The following is a 16,045-nucleotide window of genomic DNA, read 5'->3' as shown; positions in this document are numbered from 1 at the left end:
ATGAGTATCTTCGATTACAAGACCGCCCTTGGCGGTGACGGCAAGGCCCTCTACAGCGAAGCCATCACTCTGGCGCTGTACGCCTCCACACCCACCGGCGAGGCGCTGCCTGGCACCGCCTGGCGCCCCATCAGCGCCAGCCAGCTGGGCTACCAGGGCAACATCAGCGCCCAGGGCACGATTTCCGGCGAGCAGGCGATTGTCAGCGACGCCCAGGTCGAGGTGCTGGGCAAATACGACGCGGCCGGGCAACTGCTGTCCATCGGCATCAGCTTTCGCGGCACCGACAGCCTCAAGGACGGTATCAACGACCTGCAGGCGGCCTTCGTTTCCGGCTTTGCCGACAACTACAGCCGCCTGGCCTTCGACAACCTGCTGGGCAAGGTCGCGGCCTTCGCTGCGGCCCAGGGCCTGAGCGGCAGCGATGTGCTGGTCACCGGCCACAGCCTGGGCGGCCTTGGGGTCAACAGCCTGGCGGCCATGAGCAGCGATCACTGGGGCGGCTTCTACCAGGACGCCAGCTACGTGGCCTTCGCCTCGCCGACCCAGAGCGCCAACAGCTCGCAGGTGCTGAACATCGGCTATGAAAACGACCCGGTGTTCCGCGCCCTGGACGGCACTCATTTCAACGCCTCGTCCCTGGGCACCCACGACAAGCCCCAGGAGTCGGCGACCAACAACATCGTCAGCTTCACCGATCACTATTCATCGTTCCTGGGCAAGTTGATTCCCCAGAGCATCCTCAATCCGCAGTCCTGGTCGGCCCACAGCGCGGTGGACTACGCCGGCGGCCTCAACCGCCTGATCAACTCGGATTTCTATGACCTGACCAGCCGTGACTCCACCGTGGTTATTTCCAACTTGTCCGAGGGCAAGCGCGATCAGGTCTGGGTCAAGGACCTCAACCTGTACGCGGAAAAACACACCGGCAGCACCTTCATCATCGGCACCCAGAGCAACGACCTGCTGCACGGCGGCAAGGGCAACGACTACCTGGATGGCGGGGCCGGCGATGATCGCTTTCGCGATGACGGCGGTTACAACATCATCCATGGCGGGCAGGGCCATAACGTGCTGGAACTGCAGCAGCCGCTGAAGAACTTTTCCATCGCCAATGACGGCGACGGCACCCTGTATATCCGTGATGCCTACGGCGGCATCAGCATGACCCGGGACGTCGGCGCCCTGGTCAGCCACGAGACCGGAAGCTGGTGGCAACTGTTCGGCAAGGACGTGAGCCACAGCGTCACCGCCGACGGCTTGCAGAACGGCAACCAGTGGACCGCCTACAACCATTCCCTCAACGGCGATGCCTACGGCAATGCGCTGGTAGCCAGCGTCGATGGCGACTGGCTGTTCGGCCATGGCGGTGATGACCTGCTGAGCAGCGACAAGGCCAACGTGACCTTCGTCGGCGGCACCGGCAACGACGTCATGCACTCCAGCGGTGGCGGGGGCAATACCTTCCTGTTCAGCGGCAACTTCGGCTTCGACCTGATCCACGGCTACCAGAACACCGACAAGCTGGTGTTCATGGGCGTGCCCGGGGTCGACGCCCATTACGACTACAGCCAGCATTTGTCGCAGAACGGCAACGACACCCTGCTCAGTGTCGGCGAGTTCTCGGTGACCCTGGTGGGGGTCGGCATGGACAGCCTTTCGGGCTCGGGCCTGGTCTTCGCCTGACCCTCACCGATATCCAGCGCTAGAGGCCCCGCAGCCCCCTGAAAAGGGCTGCGGCGGCGACAGCTTTGCCCGCAGCAGGCGCCCCTGGGCGTAGGGCGCGAACCCTCAAGGAGCCAGTCCCATGAAGTAAGCCGTGGTTGCTGATCGGTTACGGAAAGTCGATCCCAGAACAACAACAAGAGAAGTCATCAACATGGATGTGAATGTTCATCAGCTCAATGTGCTGGCGGCCGGGGTGTTCCTGGCGTTTGCCGCGAACCTGCCCGGTGGGGCCCAGGCGGCCTACCAGGAAACCGGTCGCCCCGGTGATGCCGCCAGCTGGCGCTCCGCCGAATACCTGCAGGACTGGGGCCTGGACCGGATGCAGGCGAACCAGGCCTACGCCGCCGGCCTTACCGGTAGCGGGGTCAAGATCGGTGCCCTGGATTCGGGCTTCGATGCGGCCCATGCCGAAGCCTCGTCCCTGCGCTTTCACCCGGTGATCGCCAGCGGCAGCTACCAGGACGGCAGCGGGTTCCAGGTGTCCGGGGTGCTCAACGCCAACAACGACACCCACGGCACTCACGTCACCGGCACCATGGGCGCCGCCCGCGACGGCAACGGCATGCACGGGGTGGCCTTCAATGCCCAGGTCTACGTCGGCAACACCAACGGCAACGACAGCATGCTCTTCGGCCCGGGCCCCGACCCGCGCTATTTCCAGGCGGTGTACGGTGCCCTGGCCGACGCCGGGGTGCGGGTCATCAACAACAGCTGGGGCAGCCAGCCCAAGGACGTCAGCTACCAGACCCTCCAGGGCCTGCACGCCGCCTATGCCCAGCACTTCGGCCAGGACACCTGGCTCGACGCGGCGGCGCAGGTCTCGCGCCAGGGGGTGATCAACGTCTTCAGCGCCGGCAACAGCGGCTATGCCAATGCCAGCGTGCGATCGGCACTGCCGTATTTTCAGCCGGAGCTGGAAGGGCACTGGCTGGCGGTCTCGGGCCTGGACAAGAACAACCAGCAGAAATACAACCAGTGCGGGATCGCCAAGTACTGGTGCCTGGCCACGCCCGGCGCGGCCATCACCAGCACTGTGCCCGGGGGCGGCTACGCCACCTACAACGGCACTTCGATGGCCGCGCCCCATGCCACCGGGGCCCTGGCCCTGGTGATGGAGCGCTACCCCTATCTGGACAACCAGCAGGCCCTGCAGGTGCTGCTGACCACCGCCCGCCAGCTCGATGGCTCGCTGACCCAGGCCCCTGGCAGCCTGGTGGGCTGGGGCGTGCCGGACCTGGGCCGGGCATTGCACGGGCCCGGACAGTTGCTGGGGGAATTCAAGGTCAACCTGGAGGCCGGGCAGGGCGATGTGTGGAGCAACGGCATCTCCGACCAGGCCCTGGCCCAGCGCCAGGCGGAGGATGCCGCCGAGCACCAGGCCTGGCAACAGACCCTCAAGGATCGTGGCTGGGAGCAGGGCCCGGGGGCCCAGGCCAGCCAGCAGGAACTGACCGACTACGCGGTCGGCATGGCCCGGGATGCGGCGGCCGCGCAGCGCCTGTACCAGGGCAGCCTGGTCAAGTCCGGGGCCGGCTGGCTGTTGCTCAGCGGTGACAGCAGCTATCGCGGGCCGACCACGGTCGATGGCGGGCTGCTGGTGGTCAATGGCAGCCTGGCATCCGCGGTCACGGTCAACAGTGGCGCGAGCCTGGGTGGCAGCGGGCAGGTCGCGGCGCTGACCGCGACCCGCGGCGCGCGCGTGGCCCCGGGTAACTCCATCGGCACCCTGAATGTGGCCGGCGATGTGAGTTTCCAGCCAGGTTCGACCTACGCCGTGGAGCTGTCGCCGACCGCCAGCGACCGTATCGTCGCCGGCGGCCGGGCGCATCTGGAGGGCGCCCAGCTCAGCCTGAGCCTGGAACACAACGCCAACCTGCTCAGCGCCGGGCAGGTCCGGGGGCTGGTCGGGCGCCAGTTCGACATCTTGCAGGCCGCGGGCGGTATCGATGGCCAGTTCGCCCTGGTGCAACCCAACTACCTGTTTCTCGGCGCGGTGGTCGATTACTCCGCCAGCGGCGTGCAACTGGGCCTGGTGCGCAGCGCCGCGACCTTTGCCAGCGTCGCCGCCAGCCCCAACCAGCGCGCGGTGGCCACGGCGGTGGAGCAGTTGGGCACGGCCGACCCGGTCTACGAAAGCCTGCTGCTGTCGGCCTCGCCGGCTTCGGCTCAAGGGGCGTTGCAACAGTTGTCCGGGGAGATCTACCCGGCCCTGGAGCAGACCCTGCTCAATCAGGGCCGCGACCTGCGCGAGGCCTTTGGCCAGCGCTTGCAGCGCCCGGGGCCAAATGCCGGGGAGGGCGAGGCGAGTTTCTGGATCAAGGGCCTGGGTGGGCAGGCGCGCACTGACGGCGACTCGGGCCACAGTTCCTACCAGAGCAAGGGCGGTGGGGTGCTGCTGGGGCTGGACCGCGACCTGGACGCGGACACGCGGGTCGGCCTGGCCGCCGGCTACAGCGACACCTCGCTGCGCATGGGCGGCGCCAGCCACTCCAGCGCGCAGATCGACAGCTACCACCTGGGCGCCTATGCCGGGCGCGACCTGGGCGACCTGCGCCTGAGCCTGGGGGCCAGCCACAGCTGGCATAGCGCCCAGGTGCGCCGCGACCTGCAATACGCCGAAGCCAGCGCCAAGCAGAAGGCCCGGATCGACGGCCGCAGCAGCCAGCTGTTCAGCGAGGCGGCGTATCGGCTGCAGCTACCGGCCCTGACGTTGGAGCCCTTCGCCAACCTGGCCTACCTGCACCTGCAGCGTGAGGCCTTCCACGAGAAGGGCGACGCCGCGGCCCTGCGCGCCGGGGACGACAGCGCCGAGGCCCTGCTGGGCAGCCTGGGGGCCCGGGGCCTGAAGCGGCTCAGCCTGAGCCGCGGCCAGCCCCTGGAGCTGTCCAGCAGCCTGGCCTGGCAGCACCGCCTGGGGCATGACACTTCCAGCCAGCACCTGGCATTCGCCAGCGGCGGCCCGAGCTTTGCCGTGGACAGCGCAAGCGCGTCCCGGGATGCGGCGCTGCTGGGGCTTCAGGCGCGCCTTGGAGTCACCGCCCAGCTGGACCTGAGCCTGGATTACCAGGGCCAGCTGGGCAATGCCGAACAGTTCCACAACGTGGGGCTGAACCTCGACTGGCGCTTCTGAAGCGCCGGTCGCCATACCCCGGCGCAGAGCGTCGTCGCGCCGGTCGATTGCCCATACAACTAAGGATGGTCGTAGTGAAGCAGTTTCAACCTGGACAACCGCATCTTCGCAATACCCGCTCCGGATGGCCTCGCTGCCGGCAGCTACCCTGGGCGTACAGCCCGCTGGCCAGCGCCCTGGCCGGTTGCCTGGCCCTGGCCACTGGTGCCCAGGCGGCGCCCTATGTGGAAACCGGCAAGCTTGGCGACGCCGCCAGTTGGCGCAGCGCCGAATTCAAGGCCGACTGGGGCCTGGGGGCGATACATGCCGACAGTGCCTATGCTGCCGGCTACACCGGCCAGGGCATCAAGCTGGGGATCTTCGACCAGCCGGTGTATGCCCAGCACCCCGAGTTCGCCGGCAGCGACAAGGTCATCACCCTGGTGACCAGCGGCATCCGCCAGTACACCGATCCCTACATTCCGGTAAAGGCTGGAGACGCCTTCCGTTATGACGGCACGCCCTCGGTGGGCTCGGACGGCAAGCTCGGTTCCCACGGCACTCACGTGGGCGGTATCGCCGCCGGCAGCCGCGATGGCGGCGCCATGCATGGGGTGGCCTTCGACGCCCAGATCATCAGTGCCGAGAACGGCGACCCCGGCCCCGAGGACGGCATCATCCTGGGCAACGATGGGGCGGTGTACAAGGCCGGCTGGGACGGCCTGGTAGCCAGTGGCGCGCGGATCATCAACAACAGCTGGGGCATCGGCATCACCGACGCATTCGCCAAGGGCGGGCGCGATCCGGCGTTCCCGCACTTCGGCCTGAGTGACGCCCAGGCCCAGTTCAGCCAGATCCGGCCCTTGCTCGGCACCTTGCAAGGCGGTGCCTATGACGGTGCCATCAATGCGGCCCGCAGTGGCGTGCTGACCATCTTCGCCGCCGGCAACGACTACAACCTGAACAACCCGGACGCCATCGCCGGGCTGGGCTATTTCGTCCCGGAGATCGCCCCGCAGTGGCTGACAGTGGCGGCCTTGCAGCAGAACCCGGACACCAGCAGCGCAGAGCCTTACACCATCAGTACCTTTTCCTCACGCTGCGGCTACACCGCGAGCTTCTGTGTCTCGGCCCCGGGTACACGGATCTACAGCGCCGTGATCGGCGGCACCAGCCTGGAAGACATGACGGTTGGCTACGCCAACAAGAACGGCACCTCGATGGCCGCGCCCCATGCCGCCGGTGCGGCAGCGGTACTGATGGAGCGCTTTCCCTATATGGATGCGGCGCAGATCGCCGGGGTGCTGCGCACCACCGCCCGGGACATGGGCGCCCCGGGCATCGACGAGCTGTATGGCTGGGGCATGATCGACCTGCAAAAGGGCATTCGCGGCCCGGGCATGCTGGTCACCGAGCAGGACATCCCCCAGGAACTGCGGATCGATGGCGCCTATGGCTCGTCCCAGTGGGTAGCCAACCTGCCGGGGGTGGGAGCGCTGCTGGACGCCGGCAAGCCCACCCAGCGGCGCTGTACCCAGTTCAACTGCGGCTTCGACATCTGGAGCAACGACATCAGCGGCCATGGCGGCCTGACCAAGGAGGGCATCGGCACCCTGGTGCTCAGCGGCAACAACAGCTACGCCGGCCCGACCCTGGTCAACCAGGGCCGCCTGGCGGTCAACGGCAGCCTGACGTCGGCGGTGACGGTGAACCAGGGCGCAACCCTCGGCGGCAATGGCCGGATCGGCGGGCTGACGGCCAACGCCGGGGCCACGGTGGCCCCGGGCAACTCCATTGGCACCCTGAACGTGGCCGGCGACGTGACCTTCCGGCCGGGCTCGACCTACGCCGTGGAGGTGTCGCCGACCGCCAGCGACCGGATCGTCAGCAGCGGCCAAGTGACCATTGCCGGGGCCAACCTGGCCATGGTCCTGGAGCCTTCGAGCACTGGCAGCGGCAGCGTGCTGGGGCGCCAGTTCGACATCCTCGATGCGGCGGGCGGGGTCCAGGGCAGCTTCGGCACGGTGTTGCCCAGCTACCTGTTTCTTGCCGGCAGCCTGGACTACTCGGCCACTGGTGTGCAGTTGGCGGTGCAGCGCAGTGCGCGCTCGTTCGCCAGTGTCGGCCTGACCGACAACCAGGTGTCGGTGGCGGCTGCCGCCGAGCAACTGGGGGCCGGCAGCCCGCTGTTCGAAAGCCTGCTGCTGGCGCCGACTGCCGCCAGTGCCCAGCAGGCCTTCCAGCAATTGTCCGGGGAGATCCACCCGGCGGTGGCCAGTGTCCTGATCAACCAGGGCCGTCACCTGCGCGACACCATGGGCGAGCGCCTGCGCCAGGACGCCGGGGCTGCCGGCAACGGCACCCAGAGCCTTGATGAAGGCGCCTGGTTCAAGGTCCTGGGCGCCTGGGGCAAGGCCGATGGCGGGCATTCCCAGGCCGGCTACAACACCTCCATCGGCGGCTTGCTGGCCGGGGTGGATGGTGAAGTGGGCGAGGGCCGGCGCCTGGGGCTGTTCGGTGGCTACAGCGACAGTTCCCTGAACATGGGCGACGGTACCCATTCCTCGGCCAGGGTCGACAGCTACCACCTGGGGGCCTATGTCGGCCAGCAACTGGATGCCGTGCGCCTGAGTGTGGGCGGTTCCTACAGCTGGCACCGCATCGACGTCAAGCGCGAGTTGCAGTTTGCCGGGGAATCCGAGCGGCTCAAGACCAAGCGTGACGCCCAGAGCGCCCAGCTGTTTACCGAGGCCGCCTGGAGCCTGGACCTGCAACCCCTGGCGCTTGAACCCTTCGCTAACCTGGCTTATGTCAATGTGGCCAGCGACAGCTTCAAGGAGAAGGGCGGCGACGCGGCCTTGAGGGGCGCGGCTGACCACCGCGAGGCCTGGCTCACGACCCTGGGCCTGCGCGCTGGCCAACGCCTGCAACTGAGCTCGACCCGAAGCCTGGAGCTGTCGGCTACCCTGGGTTGGCAGCACCACCTGAGCCCCACCGACGCCACGATGAACCTGGGGTTCGTCGAGGGCGGGCAGGGCTTCAAGGTGCAGAGCCTGTCCCTGGATCGCGACGCCGCGGTCATTGGCGCCCGGGCCGGCATGGCCGTGGGCCGAGGGACTCGGGTCAACCTGGATTACAACGGGTTGCTGGGGCCCCGGGACAAGAGTCACGGGGTCGGCTTGACCCTGGACTGGCAGTTCTGAAGGCCGGGTAGCCAGCAGTCCCCCGGCCCTTCACCGAGTTGCCCGAGTCCCGCCATGGGGCTTGGGCGGCATGCGTTTGCTCTGACAATTCCAACAACAGAAGAGGCAATACCATGGGTGTGTTTGACTACAAGAACTTCACTGCAAGTGACTCCAAGGCGCTGTTTTCCGATGCGCTGGCGATCACCCTGTACTCCTACCACAACATCGACAACGGCTTTGCCGAGGGCTACCAGCACAACGGCTTCGGCCTGGGCCTGCCGGCGACCCTGGTCACGGCGCTGATCGGCAGCGGCAATTCCCAGGGGGTAATCCCCGGCATTCCCTGGAACCCCGACTCCGAGAAGGCCGCGCTGGATGCCCTGCACCAGGCCGGCTGGTCCACCATCAGCGCCCAGCAACTGGGCTACGACGGCAAGGTCGATGGCCGGGGAACCTTCTTTGGCGAGAAGGCCGGCTACGGCACGGCCCAGGTGGAAATCCTCGGCAAGTACGATGCCCAGGGCCACCTGGAGTCCATCGGCATTGCCTTTCGCGGCACCAGCGGGCCACGGGAATCGGTGATCAGTGACACCATCGGTGATGTGATCAACGACCTGCTGGCGGCCCTGGGCCCCAAGGACTATGCGAAGAACTATGCCGGCGAGGCGTTCGGCAAGTTGCTGGGAGATGTCGCCGCCTTCGCCCAGGCCAATGGCCTGTCGGGCAAGGATGTCCTGGTCAGCGGCCACAGCCTGGGCGGGCTGGGGGTCAACAGCCTGGCGGACCTGAGCAGCGAACGCTGGTCGGGGTTCTACAAGGACTCCAACTACATCGCCTACGCCTCGCCGACCCAGAGCGCCAGCGACAAGGTGCTGAACATCGGCTACGAGAACGACCCGGTGTTCCGCGCCCTGGACGGCTCAACCTTCAACCTGTCGTCCCTCGGGGTGCATGACGCCCACCAGGACTCGGCGACCAACAACATCGTCAACTTCAACGACCATTACGCCTCGACCCAGTGGAATGTGCTGCCGTTCTCGATCCTCAACATTCCCACCTGGCTCTCCCACCTGCCCACCGGCTACGGCGACGGCCTGTCCCGGGTGCTGGAGTCGAAGTTCTACGACTTCACCAGCAAGGACTCCACCATCGTGGTAGCCAACCTGTCGGACCCGGCCCGGGCCAGTACCTGGGTCCAGGACCTCAACCGCAATGCCGAGACCCACAAGGGCAGCACCTTCATCATCGGCAGCGACGGCAACGACCTGATCCAGGGCGGCAGCGGCAACGACTACCTGGAAGGCCGGGCCGGCAACGATACGTTCCGCGACAGCGGCGGCTACAACATCATCCTCGGCGGCCAGGGCAGCAACACCCTGGACCTGCAGCAGTCGGTCAAGAACTACAGCTTTGCCAGCGACGGCGCCGGGACCCTGTACCTGCGTGACGCCAATGGCGGTATCAGCATGACCCGCGACATTGGCGCGATCCAGAGCAAGGAGCCGGGCTTTCTCTGGGGCCTGTTCAAGGACGATGTGATCCACCAGGTCACCGACCAGGGCCTCAAGGCCGGCGGGCAGCTTACCCAGTACGCCTCGTCGGTCAGGGGCGATGCGGGCGACAACGTGCTCAAGGCCCATGCCGGCGGCGACTGGCTGTTCGGCCTGGACGGCAACGACCACCTGATCGGCGGCCAGGGCAATGACGTGTTCGTTGGCGGTGCCGGCAACGACCTGATGGAAGCCGGAGGCGGCAACAATACCTTTCTGTTCACCGGGCATTTCGGCCAGGACCGCATCCTCGGCTACCAGGGTGGCGACAAGCTGGTGTTCATGGGGGTGAGCGGCGTGCTGCCGGACCAGGACTATCGGGCTCATGCCAGCAGCAGTGGTAACGACACGGTGCTGACCTTCGGCCAGGACTCGGTGACCCTGGTGGGGGTCAGCCTGGAGCACCTCAACGGTTCCGGCATCGTTCTCGCCTGATGCCGGCGCGGCGCGAGGCCTGCAATGGGCCTCGCACCGTTCATTGCCGGGGGAAAGTGACCTGCCAGTCGATTTGCGACTCCAATAGCGGTAAAGCTGAAACGTGTCAGCTCGTTAGTACAGGCATTCACGCTACGGCAATGACAGGAGAGTTTTGACGGTGAGTAACAGCAAGAGGTATGCGAGCGGTGTGGTGCTGGCCCTGTGGGTGGCCATGGCATCCGCCGAGGAATTGCCTCACAGCTCGATTTTGAAGCGCTATGGGGTGACCCCGGACCAGTTGCCGGCCGGCCAGCCGGCGCCTGAAGTGAAGGAGGAGCCGGCCCCGAGCCGCTTCCATGTGCAACCCGAACAACCCTGGGCCCAGGTACGTCTGGGGGACGACAAGAGGCCGGATACCACCGGCAACATCAGCATCGACAACGCCGAGGCCCGGGAGCGCGAGCGTTGCCAGCAGGTGCGTAACGAATTGTCCAGGCGCGGCAAGCCCCTGGGGATTTTCTGCGAGCCAGGGCAGGGGCCCTTTCCCTGGTCGCACTGACTTCAACCGCAGCGGATCATTTTTCCTGGCGGACGGTGGCCACATCGTCCGCCTTGACCCGGATGGTCTTGCCGGAAATGTCCTGGAATTCATAGAAGCCGTCGGCGGTCTTGGTCTTGGGCTGGTCCCGGGTCAGGTATTGGGTGCCGTTCTGCAGGGTCACCACAGTGGGCGAGGCGCAACCGGCCAAGGCCATGGCGCCGCAAGCGGCCAGAAACAATCCCAGGTTCTTCACTTTCATACAGACCTCTCATCAATGATGCGCACGCGCATTGGCGCCGGACACTATAGCCATGGGCCCTTGGTGTAGTGAAGACGACGAAAGTTCGCCAGGGAATTGTAAAAAACTTCGCTGTGCCATTTATCCAATAGTGTTTGCCAGACCCGGTCGCCGGCTGTTATCTGTATGCATAACCAGTATCCGATCAGCCGTGGCGCTTGCGTTCAGTGACTTCCAATCCCCTCGAAAACCCCCTCTATTACCTGCACAACTTCCGCCAGGTATTGAAGTGGCTGCAGCTGCGCTATGCCGATGTGCTGAGCGCCGATGAACAGCGCTTCATCCTTGATTTCGCGCAACTGGCCGAGCCTTCCCAGGCCTTGCTGGTGCGCATGGTGATGCGCAAGGGCCGGCACTTTCGCCTGAGCAAGCTCAGCTACCCGGAGATCGGCGACAGCGCCGTGGCTCTGGAGCCGTTGCTGGCGCTGGGCTGGGTCGATGAGCAGGCGCCGCTCTGTCTGGAAGAGCTGTTCGGCCTGCTGCAAAAGGCCGAGATCCTGCAGTGCTTCAACGGGCTTGCGGCCAAGGCCAGGAAAGACCAGTGGCTGCAAGAGCTAACCCAGCAGGGCCTGGCGCCCCAGGCATTCGCCCAGTGGTGCCCGGCGCTGCCAGACCGGCTCCTGAGCCTGACGCTGATGCCGCTGTGCGATCGCCTGCGCCTGATGTTCTTTGGCAACCTGTATCAGGACTGGTCGGAATTCGTCCTCGCGGACCTGGGCATCTACAGCTACGAGAAGGTCGAGATCAGTGCCGATGCCCGTGGCCTGCGCAGCCGCGAAGACGTGGACGGCTTCCTCTATCTGCATGAGTGCCAGGAAGCATTCGAGGCCGGCGCCGAATTGCCCGAGGTGCTGGCGCACATTGCCCGCTTCCAGACCCTCAACCCCTGGCTGGAAAAACGCCGGGCCAAGCTGCTGTTTCAGCTCGGCCAGCAGTGCGAGCGCCTGGCGCAGTGGGCGCTGGCCCGGCAGATCTACCAGGAGTGCGCCTACCCGGGCGCGCGATCGCGATTGATCCGGGTGCTGGAGCGCAGCGCCGAATACCAGGCCGCCCTGGCGCTGGCCGAGCAGGCCGCTGCCGCGCCCGAGAGCGCCGCCGAGGCCCAGCATCTGCTGCGGATCATGCCCCGGCTGCGGCGCAAACTGGGCGGGCCGCCGGCGCCCCGGGCGGCCAACCGCGAGGTGCAGCGCCTGGACCTGTGCCTGGCGCGTGACGCCGACGGCCTGGCGGTGGAACTGCATGTCCAGGCCCATCTGCACCAGCCCCAGGCGCCGGTGCACTACGTGGAGAACAGCCTGATCAATTCGCTGTTCGGCCTGCTGTGCTGGCCGGCGATCTTTGCCCCCTTGCCCGGTGCGTTTTTCCACCCGTTCCAGCGCGGGCCGGTGGACCTGTTCAGCGAAGACTTCCATCAGCGGCGCAGCGAACTGTTCCAGGCCTGCCTGGCAGAACTCGACGATGGCCGTTACCGGCAGAGCATCCGCCAGCGCTTCGTGGCCAAGTGGGGGTTGCAGTCGCCCTTCGTGTTCTGGGGCGCGCTGAGCGAAGAGTTGCTCGACCAGGCCCTCGACTGCCTGCCCGCCGAGCACCTGAAACACTGGTTCCAGCGCCTGCTGCTGGACATCAAGGCCAACCGCGCCGGCATGCCGGATCTGATCCAGTTCTGGCCCGAGCAGAAGCGCTACCGGATGATCGAGGTCAAGGGCCCGGGGGATCGCTTGCAGGACAACCAGCTGCGCTGGCTGGATTTCTGCCAGGAACACCGGATGCCGGTGGCGGTGTGCTACGTGCAGTGGCAGGACCCCAGCGCGTGAGTTATCGCATCGCGGTGCGCGCCCTGTGCGAATTCAGCGCCAAGGCCGGCGATCTGGACCTGCGCTTCACCCCATCGCCCACGGCGCTGGAGGGCATTGCCGGGCACCGTACCGTGGCTTCGCGACGCAACCCCGGCTACCAGAGTGAAGTGGCCCTGGAGGGGCGATACGCCGAGCTGCTGGTCAAGGGCAGGGCGGACGGCTACGACCCGGCGCAGAACCTGCTGGAGGAGATCAAGACCTACCGTGGCGACCTTGAGCGCATGCCCGACAACCATCGGCAATTGCACTGGGCCCAGGCCAAGGTCTATGGCTGGCTGCTGTGCCAGAGCCTGCAACTGCCGAGCATCCGTGTCTCGCTGGTGTATTTCGATGTGCTCAGCGAAGGCGAAACCGCGCTGGTGCAAGAGCACAGCGCCGAGGCGCTGGAAGAGTTCTTCAATCGCCAGTGCGCGCTGTTCCTGCACTGGGCGCAACAGCAAATGCACCATCGCGCGACCCGGGACCAGGCCACCCGCGACCTGCGCTTTCCCCACGCCGAGTTTCGTCGCGGCCAGCGCCCGCTCGCCGAGTCGGTGTACAAGGCGGTGAGCACCGGGCGCTGCCTGCTGGCCCAGGCCCCCACCGGCATCGGCAAGACCCTGGGCACGATCTTTCCCATGCTCAAGGCCATGGCTGCGCAGCAGCTGGACACACTGCTGTTTCTCACCGCCAAGACCCCGGGCCGGCAACTGGCCCTGGATGCCGCCCGGGTGCTGTTCTCCGGGGTGCCGGGGCTGGCGTTGCGGGTGCTGGAGCTGGTGGCCCGGGACAAGGCCTGCGAACACCTGGACAAGGCCTGTCACGGCGAGTCCTGCCCGCTGGCCAAGGGCTTTTACGACCGCCTGCCGGCGGCACGCCAGGCCGCCAGCCAGGTGCCATTGCTGGATCGTCAGGCGCTGCGCGAGGTGGCCCTGGAGCATCAGGTCTGCCCCTACTACCTGAGCCAGGAAATGGCTCGCTGGAGTGACCTGGTGGTGGCCGACTACAACTACTACTTCGACTTCAGCGCCTTGCTCTTCGGCCTGGCCCAGGCCAACCAGTGGCAGGTGGCGGTGCTGGTGGACGAGGCCCACAACCTGGTGGAGCGCGGGCGTGGCATGTACAGCGCGAGCCTGGACCAGCAGCAATTGGCGAGCGTGCGCAGCAGCGCGCCCCAGGCCTTGAAGAGCCCGTTGCAGCGGCTCAATCGCGAGTGGAATGCCTTGCACAAGGAGCAGGTGGCCGAGTATCAGGCCTATGCACAGCTACCTGCCGCGCTGCTCAAGGCCCTGGCCCTGTGCGTAGCGGCCCTGGGGGACTATTTCAACGAACAGCCCCGGGGCCTGGACAGCGGTTTGCAGGGCCTGTATTTCGAACTGCTGCAGTTTGCCCGGGTGGCGGAGCTGTTCGATGAGCAGCAGTTCATCTTCGACATCAGCAAGCGCGCCCTGGGCGCCAAGCGCAGCCTGTCGCGCCTGAACCTGCGCAATGTGGTACCGGCGGCGCTGCTGGGGCCACGGTTGGCGGCGGCCCGCAGTACGGTGCTGTTCTCCGCCACCCTCAATCCCCGAGGTTACTACGCTGACCTGCTGGGGCTGCCGGACAACACCGTGTGGCTGGATGTGGAATCGCCGTTCGACGCCGGGCAGCTGGAGGTGCAGATTGTCAGCCGCATTTCTACCCGCTATGCCCACCGGCAGGCTTCCCTGGCGCCGATTGTCGAGCTGATGGCCCGGCAGTTCGCGGCGCGCCCGGGCAACTACCTGGCGTTCTTCAGCAGCTTCGACTACCTGCAACAGGTGGCCGGGTTACTGGCGCGCGAGCACCCGGACATTGTGCTCTGGTGCCAGTCCCGAGGCATGGACGAGGCTTCGCGCCAGGACTTTCTCCAGCAGTTTCGCCCAGAGGGGCAGGGTATCGGTTTCGCCGTACTCGGCGGTGCTTTCGGCGAGGGCATCGACCTGCCGGGGTCGAAACTCATCGGGGCCTTTGTCGCCACTCTCGGCCTGCCCCAGCTCAACCCGCTGAACGAGCAGATGAAACAGCGCATGGCGGTGCTGTTCGGCTCCGGCTATGACTACACCTACCTGTACCCGGGCCTGCAGAAAGTGGTGCAGGCGGCAGGACGGGTGATCCGTGGCCAGTCCGACCGTGGGGTGCTGGTGCTGATCGATGATCGCTTTGCCGAACCCAGGGTCCGCCAGCTGCTGCCGAGCTGGTGGGCCCTGGACGCGCCGCCGGCTGGCGGCTAGGCCGGGCAGGAGGGTTGCGCCGGTTCAGGCCTGGCGAGCGCGGACAAAGCGGCGCAGGGTCTGGCCCGGGCCCGTGCGGAAATGGCTTGGCCGGGGTTGGCCGGCATCGGCGGCGATGAATACGAACTCATCGTCGCTCAGCTGGTAGCTGGCCGGCAGCGCCTGGCCGGCGTCTGCGCCCATGGAGTCGGTCCAGGTGATCGACTTGGGATGGGTGCTGCTGTCGAGGGTAAAGGTGCCGGCCAGCAGCAGTTCACCGGCCGGGGTCACCACGCGAAAATCCTGCCCTTCGATAAAGGTCAGGGCGCCGGGGGCGCTGTGTTCGTCCGGTGGGTTGAGCACGCCGCTGTCTTCCATCGCGATCTGTTCCCAGGCCCCTTGCAAGCGTTGCAGCTCCAGCAGGTCGGCGGCTTCGGGTGAAATCAAATCCATTTTCAGGCAGTTCCTTGGGCTGGGAATCAGTTGAATATATTGCGGCCAATGCAGTAGGTCAGGAGGTCCTGGTCGCTCTGCACCTCCAGTTTACGCATGGCGGAGATCTTCTGCGCGCTGATGGTCTTGGCGCTGCGGTTCTGGCTGCGGGCGATCTCGCTGACACTCTTGCCGGAAACGAACAGGCGCAGAATCTCGAATTCCTTGGGCGACAGGGTGGAGATGCGCTCGTCGATGGCGACATTGGATTCCAGCACCGAATTGGGGGCCGGCTCCAGGCTGCGATACACGGCTTTCTGGGCAATGGCCTTGAGGGCGACCTGGATTTCCTCGTGCAACTGGCTCTTCTGGATCACCCCGACCACACCCAGCTCCCGCAGGCGGGTGAGGATCAACTGATTGGAAATCATGGTCAGGATCAGGATCTGCACGTGCGGGAAGTTGCGCTTGAGGTATTCCACCAGCTTCAGGCCATCACCGTAGGGCGAGTCCCCGGGCATGTTGTAGTCGGTGATGACCACATCCACCTGGCAGCTTTCCAGCTTCTGGATCAGGCCTTGGGAAGACAGGGTTTCGCCGACGATCTCGAAGCGCTCATCACGCTCCATCAGCTCACGCACACCGAGCAACACGATAGGGTGATCGTCAGCGATGACTACTTTCAGTTTTTCCATGGCAAACACACCCGTGCAATACGC

The 16,045-nt window shown here is 66.1% G+C and carries 10 protein-coding genes; 7 read left to right on the top strand and 3 right to left on the bottom strand.

What is annotated here, in order from left to right; all coding sequences use genetic code 11:
* The 5 genes from pueB (at position 1) to AC07R1_RS05755 (ending at position 10,548) form a co-directional block, all read left to right on the top strand.
* Positions 1 to 1,686 carry a polyurethane esterase B gene (pueB, locus tag AC07R1_RS05775; protein ID WP_072441716.1) on the top strand — a complete coding sequence of 562 codons (1,686 nt, stop codon included), beginning with the start codon at positions 1 to 3 and terminating at the stop codon, positions 1,684 to 1,686.
* A gap of 193 nt (positions 1,687 to 1,879) precedes the next feature.
* A complete protein-coding gene (eprS, locus tag AC07R1_RS05770; RefSeq protein WP_495110255.1) occupies positions 1,880 to 4,858 on the top strand; it encodes an autotransporter serine peptidase EprS in 2,979 nt (992 codons plus the stop codon).
* Positions 4,859 to 4,923: 65 nt separating this feature from the next.
* On the top strand, positions 4,924 to 8,040 hold the full coding sequence (locus AC07R1_RS05765; RefSeq protein WP_495110254.1) for an autotransporter domain-containing protein: 3,117 nt from the start codon (positions 4,924 to 4,926) through the stop codon (positions 8,038 to 8,040).
* Between the two features lie 113 nt (positions 8,041 to 8,153).
* Positions 8,154 to 10,007, top strand: a complete 1,854-nt coding sequence (gene pueA / locus AC07R1_RS05760; RefSeq protein ID WP_495110253.1) for a polyurethane esterase A — start codon at positions 8,154 to 8,156, stop codon at positions 10,005 to 10,007.
* A 160-nt stretch (positions 10,008 to 10,167) separates the two neighbouring features.
* Positions 10,168 to 10,548, top strand: a complete 381-nt coding sequence (locus AC07R1_RS05755) for a hypothetical protein (RefSeq protein ID WP_019095821.1) — start codon at positions 10,168 to 10,170, stop codon at positions 10,546 to 10,548.
* Positions 10,549 to 10,564: 16 nt separating this feature from the next.
* Here AC07R1_RS05755 and AC07R1_RS05750 read toward each other — a convergent pair whose 3' ends face one another.
* Entirely contained in the window at positions 10,565 to 10,789 is a 225-nt protein-coding gene (locus AC07R1_RS05750) for a YgdI/YgdR family lipoprotein (RefSeq protein ID WP_011061484.1), read from the bottom strand.
* Positions 10,790 to 10,995: 206 nt separating this feature from the next.
* Here AC07R1_RS05750 and AC07R1_RS05745 point away from each other — a divergent pair, with 206 nt between their 5' ends.
* Both AC07R1_RS05745 and AC07R1_RS05740 read left to right on the top strand, forming a co-directional pair.
* On the top strand, positions 10,996 to 12,642 hold the full coding sequence (locus AC07R1_RS05745; protein WP_495110252.1) for a VRR-NUC domain-containing protein: 1,647 nt from the start codon (positions 10,996 to 10,998) through the stop codon (positions 12,640 to 12,642).
* Positions 12,639 to 14,915 carry an ATP-dependent DNA helicase gene (locus AC07R1_RS05740; protein WP_495110251.1) on the top strand — a complete coding sequence of 759 codons (2,277 nt, stop codon included), beginning with the start codon at positions 12,639 to 12,641 and terminating at the stop codon, positions 14,913 to 14,915. The genes AC07R1_RS05745 and AC07R1_RS05740 overlap by 4 nt, the downstream gene beginning before the upstream one ends.
* Positions 14,916 to 14,939: 24 nt before the next feature.
* Here AC07R1_RS05740 and AC07R1_RS05735 read toward each other — a convergent pair whose 3' ends face one another.
* Both AC07R1_RS05735 and AC07R1_RS05730 read right to left on the bottom strand, forming a co-directional pair.
* A complete protein-coding gene (locus tag AC07R1_RS05735; RefSeq protein ID WP_015635749.1) occupies positions 14,940 to 15,347 on the bottom strand; it encodes a TIGR03067 domain-containing protein in 408 nt (135 codons plus the stop codon).
* Between the two features lie 26 nt (positions 15,348 to 15,373).
* Complete coding sequence (locus AC07R1_RS05730; protein WP_065364724.1) at positions 15,374 to 16,021, bottom strand: response regulator; 648 nt, start codon at positions 16,019 to 16,021, stop codon at positions 15,374 to 15,376.
* Positions 16,022 to 16,045 lie beyond the last annotated feature (24 nt).

The sequence above is a fragment of the Pseudomonas sp. GW821-FHT07F01 genome, from assembly GCF_059418825.1.
Note: the sequence above shows the minus strand (reverse complement) of the source record. Positions and strands in the feature narration are given on the sequence as shown.

Coding starts and splice junctions, on each gene's coding strand:
- pueB (WP_072441716.1), top strand. CDS start 1: ATGAGTATCTTCGATTACAAGACCGCCCTTGGCGGTGACGGCAAGGCC.
- eprS (WP_495110255.1), top strand. CDS start 1,880: ATGGATGTGAATGTTCATCAGCTCAATGTGCTGGCGGCCGGGGTGTTC.
- AC07R1_RS05765 (WP_495110254.1), top strand. CDS start 4,924: ATGGTCGTAGTGAAGCAGTTTCAACCTGGACAACCGCATCTTCGCAAT.
- pueA (WP_495110253.1), top strand. CDS start 8,154: ATGGGTGTGTTTGACTACAAGAACTTCACTGCAAGTGACTCCAAGGCG.
- AC07R1_RS05750 (WP_011061484.1), bottom strand. CDS start 10,789: ATGAAAGTGAAGAACCTGGGATTGTTTCTGGCCGCTTGCGGCGCCATG.
- AC07R1_RS05735 (WP_015635749.1), bottom strand. CDS start 15,347: ATGGATTTGATTTCACCCGAAGCCGCCGACCTGCTGGAGCTGCAACGC.
- AC07R1_RS05730 (WP_065364724.1), bottom strand. CDS start 16,021: ATGGAAAAACTGAAAGTAGTCATCGCTGACGATCACCCTATCGTGTTG.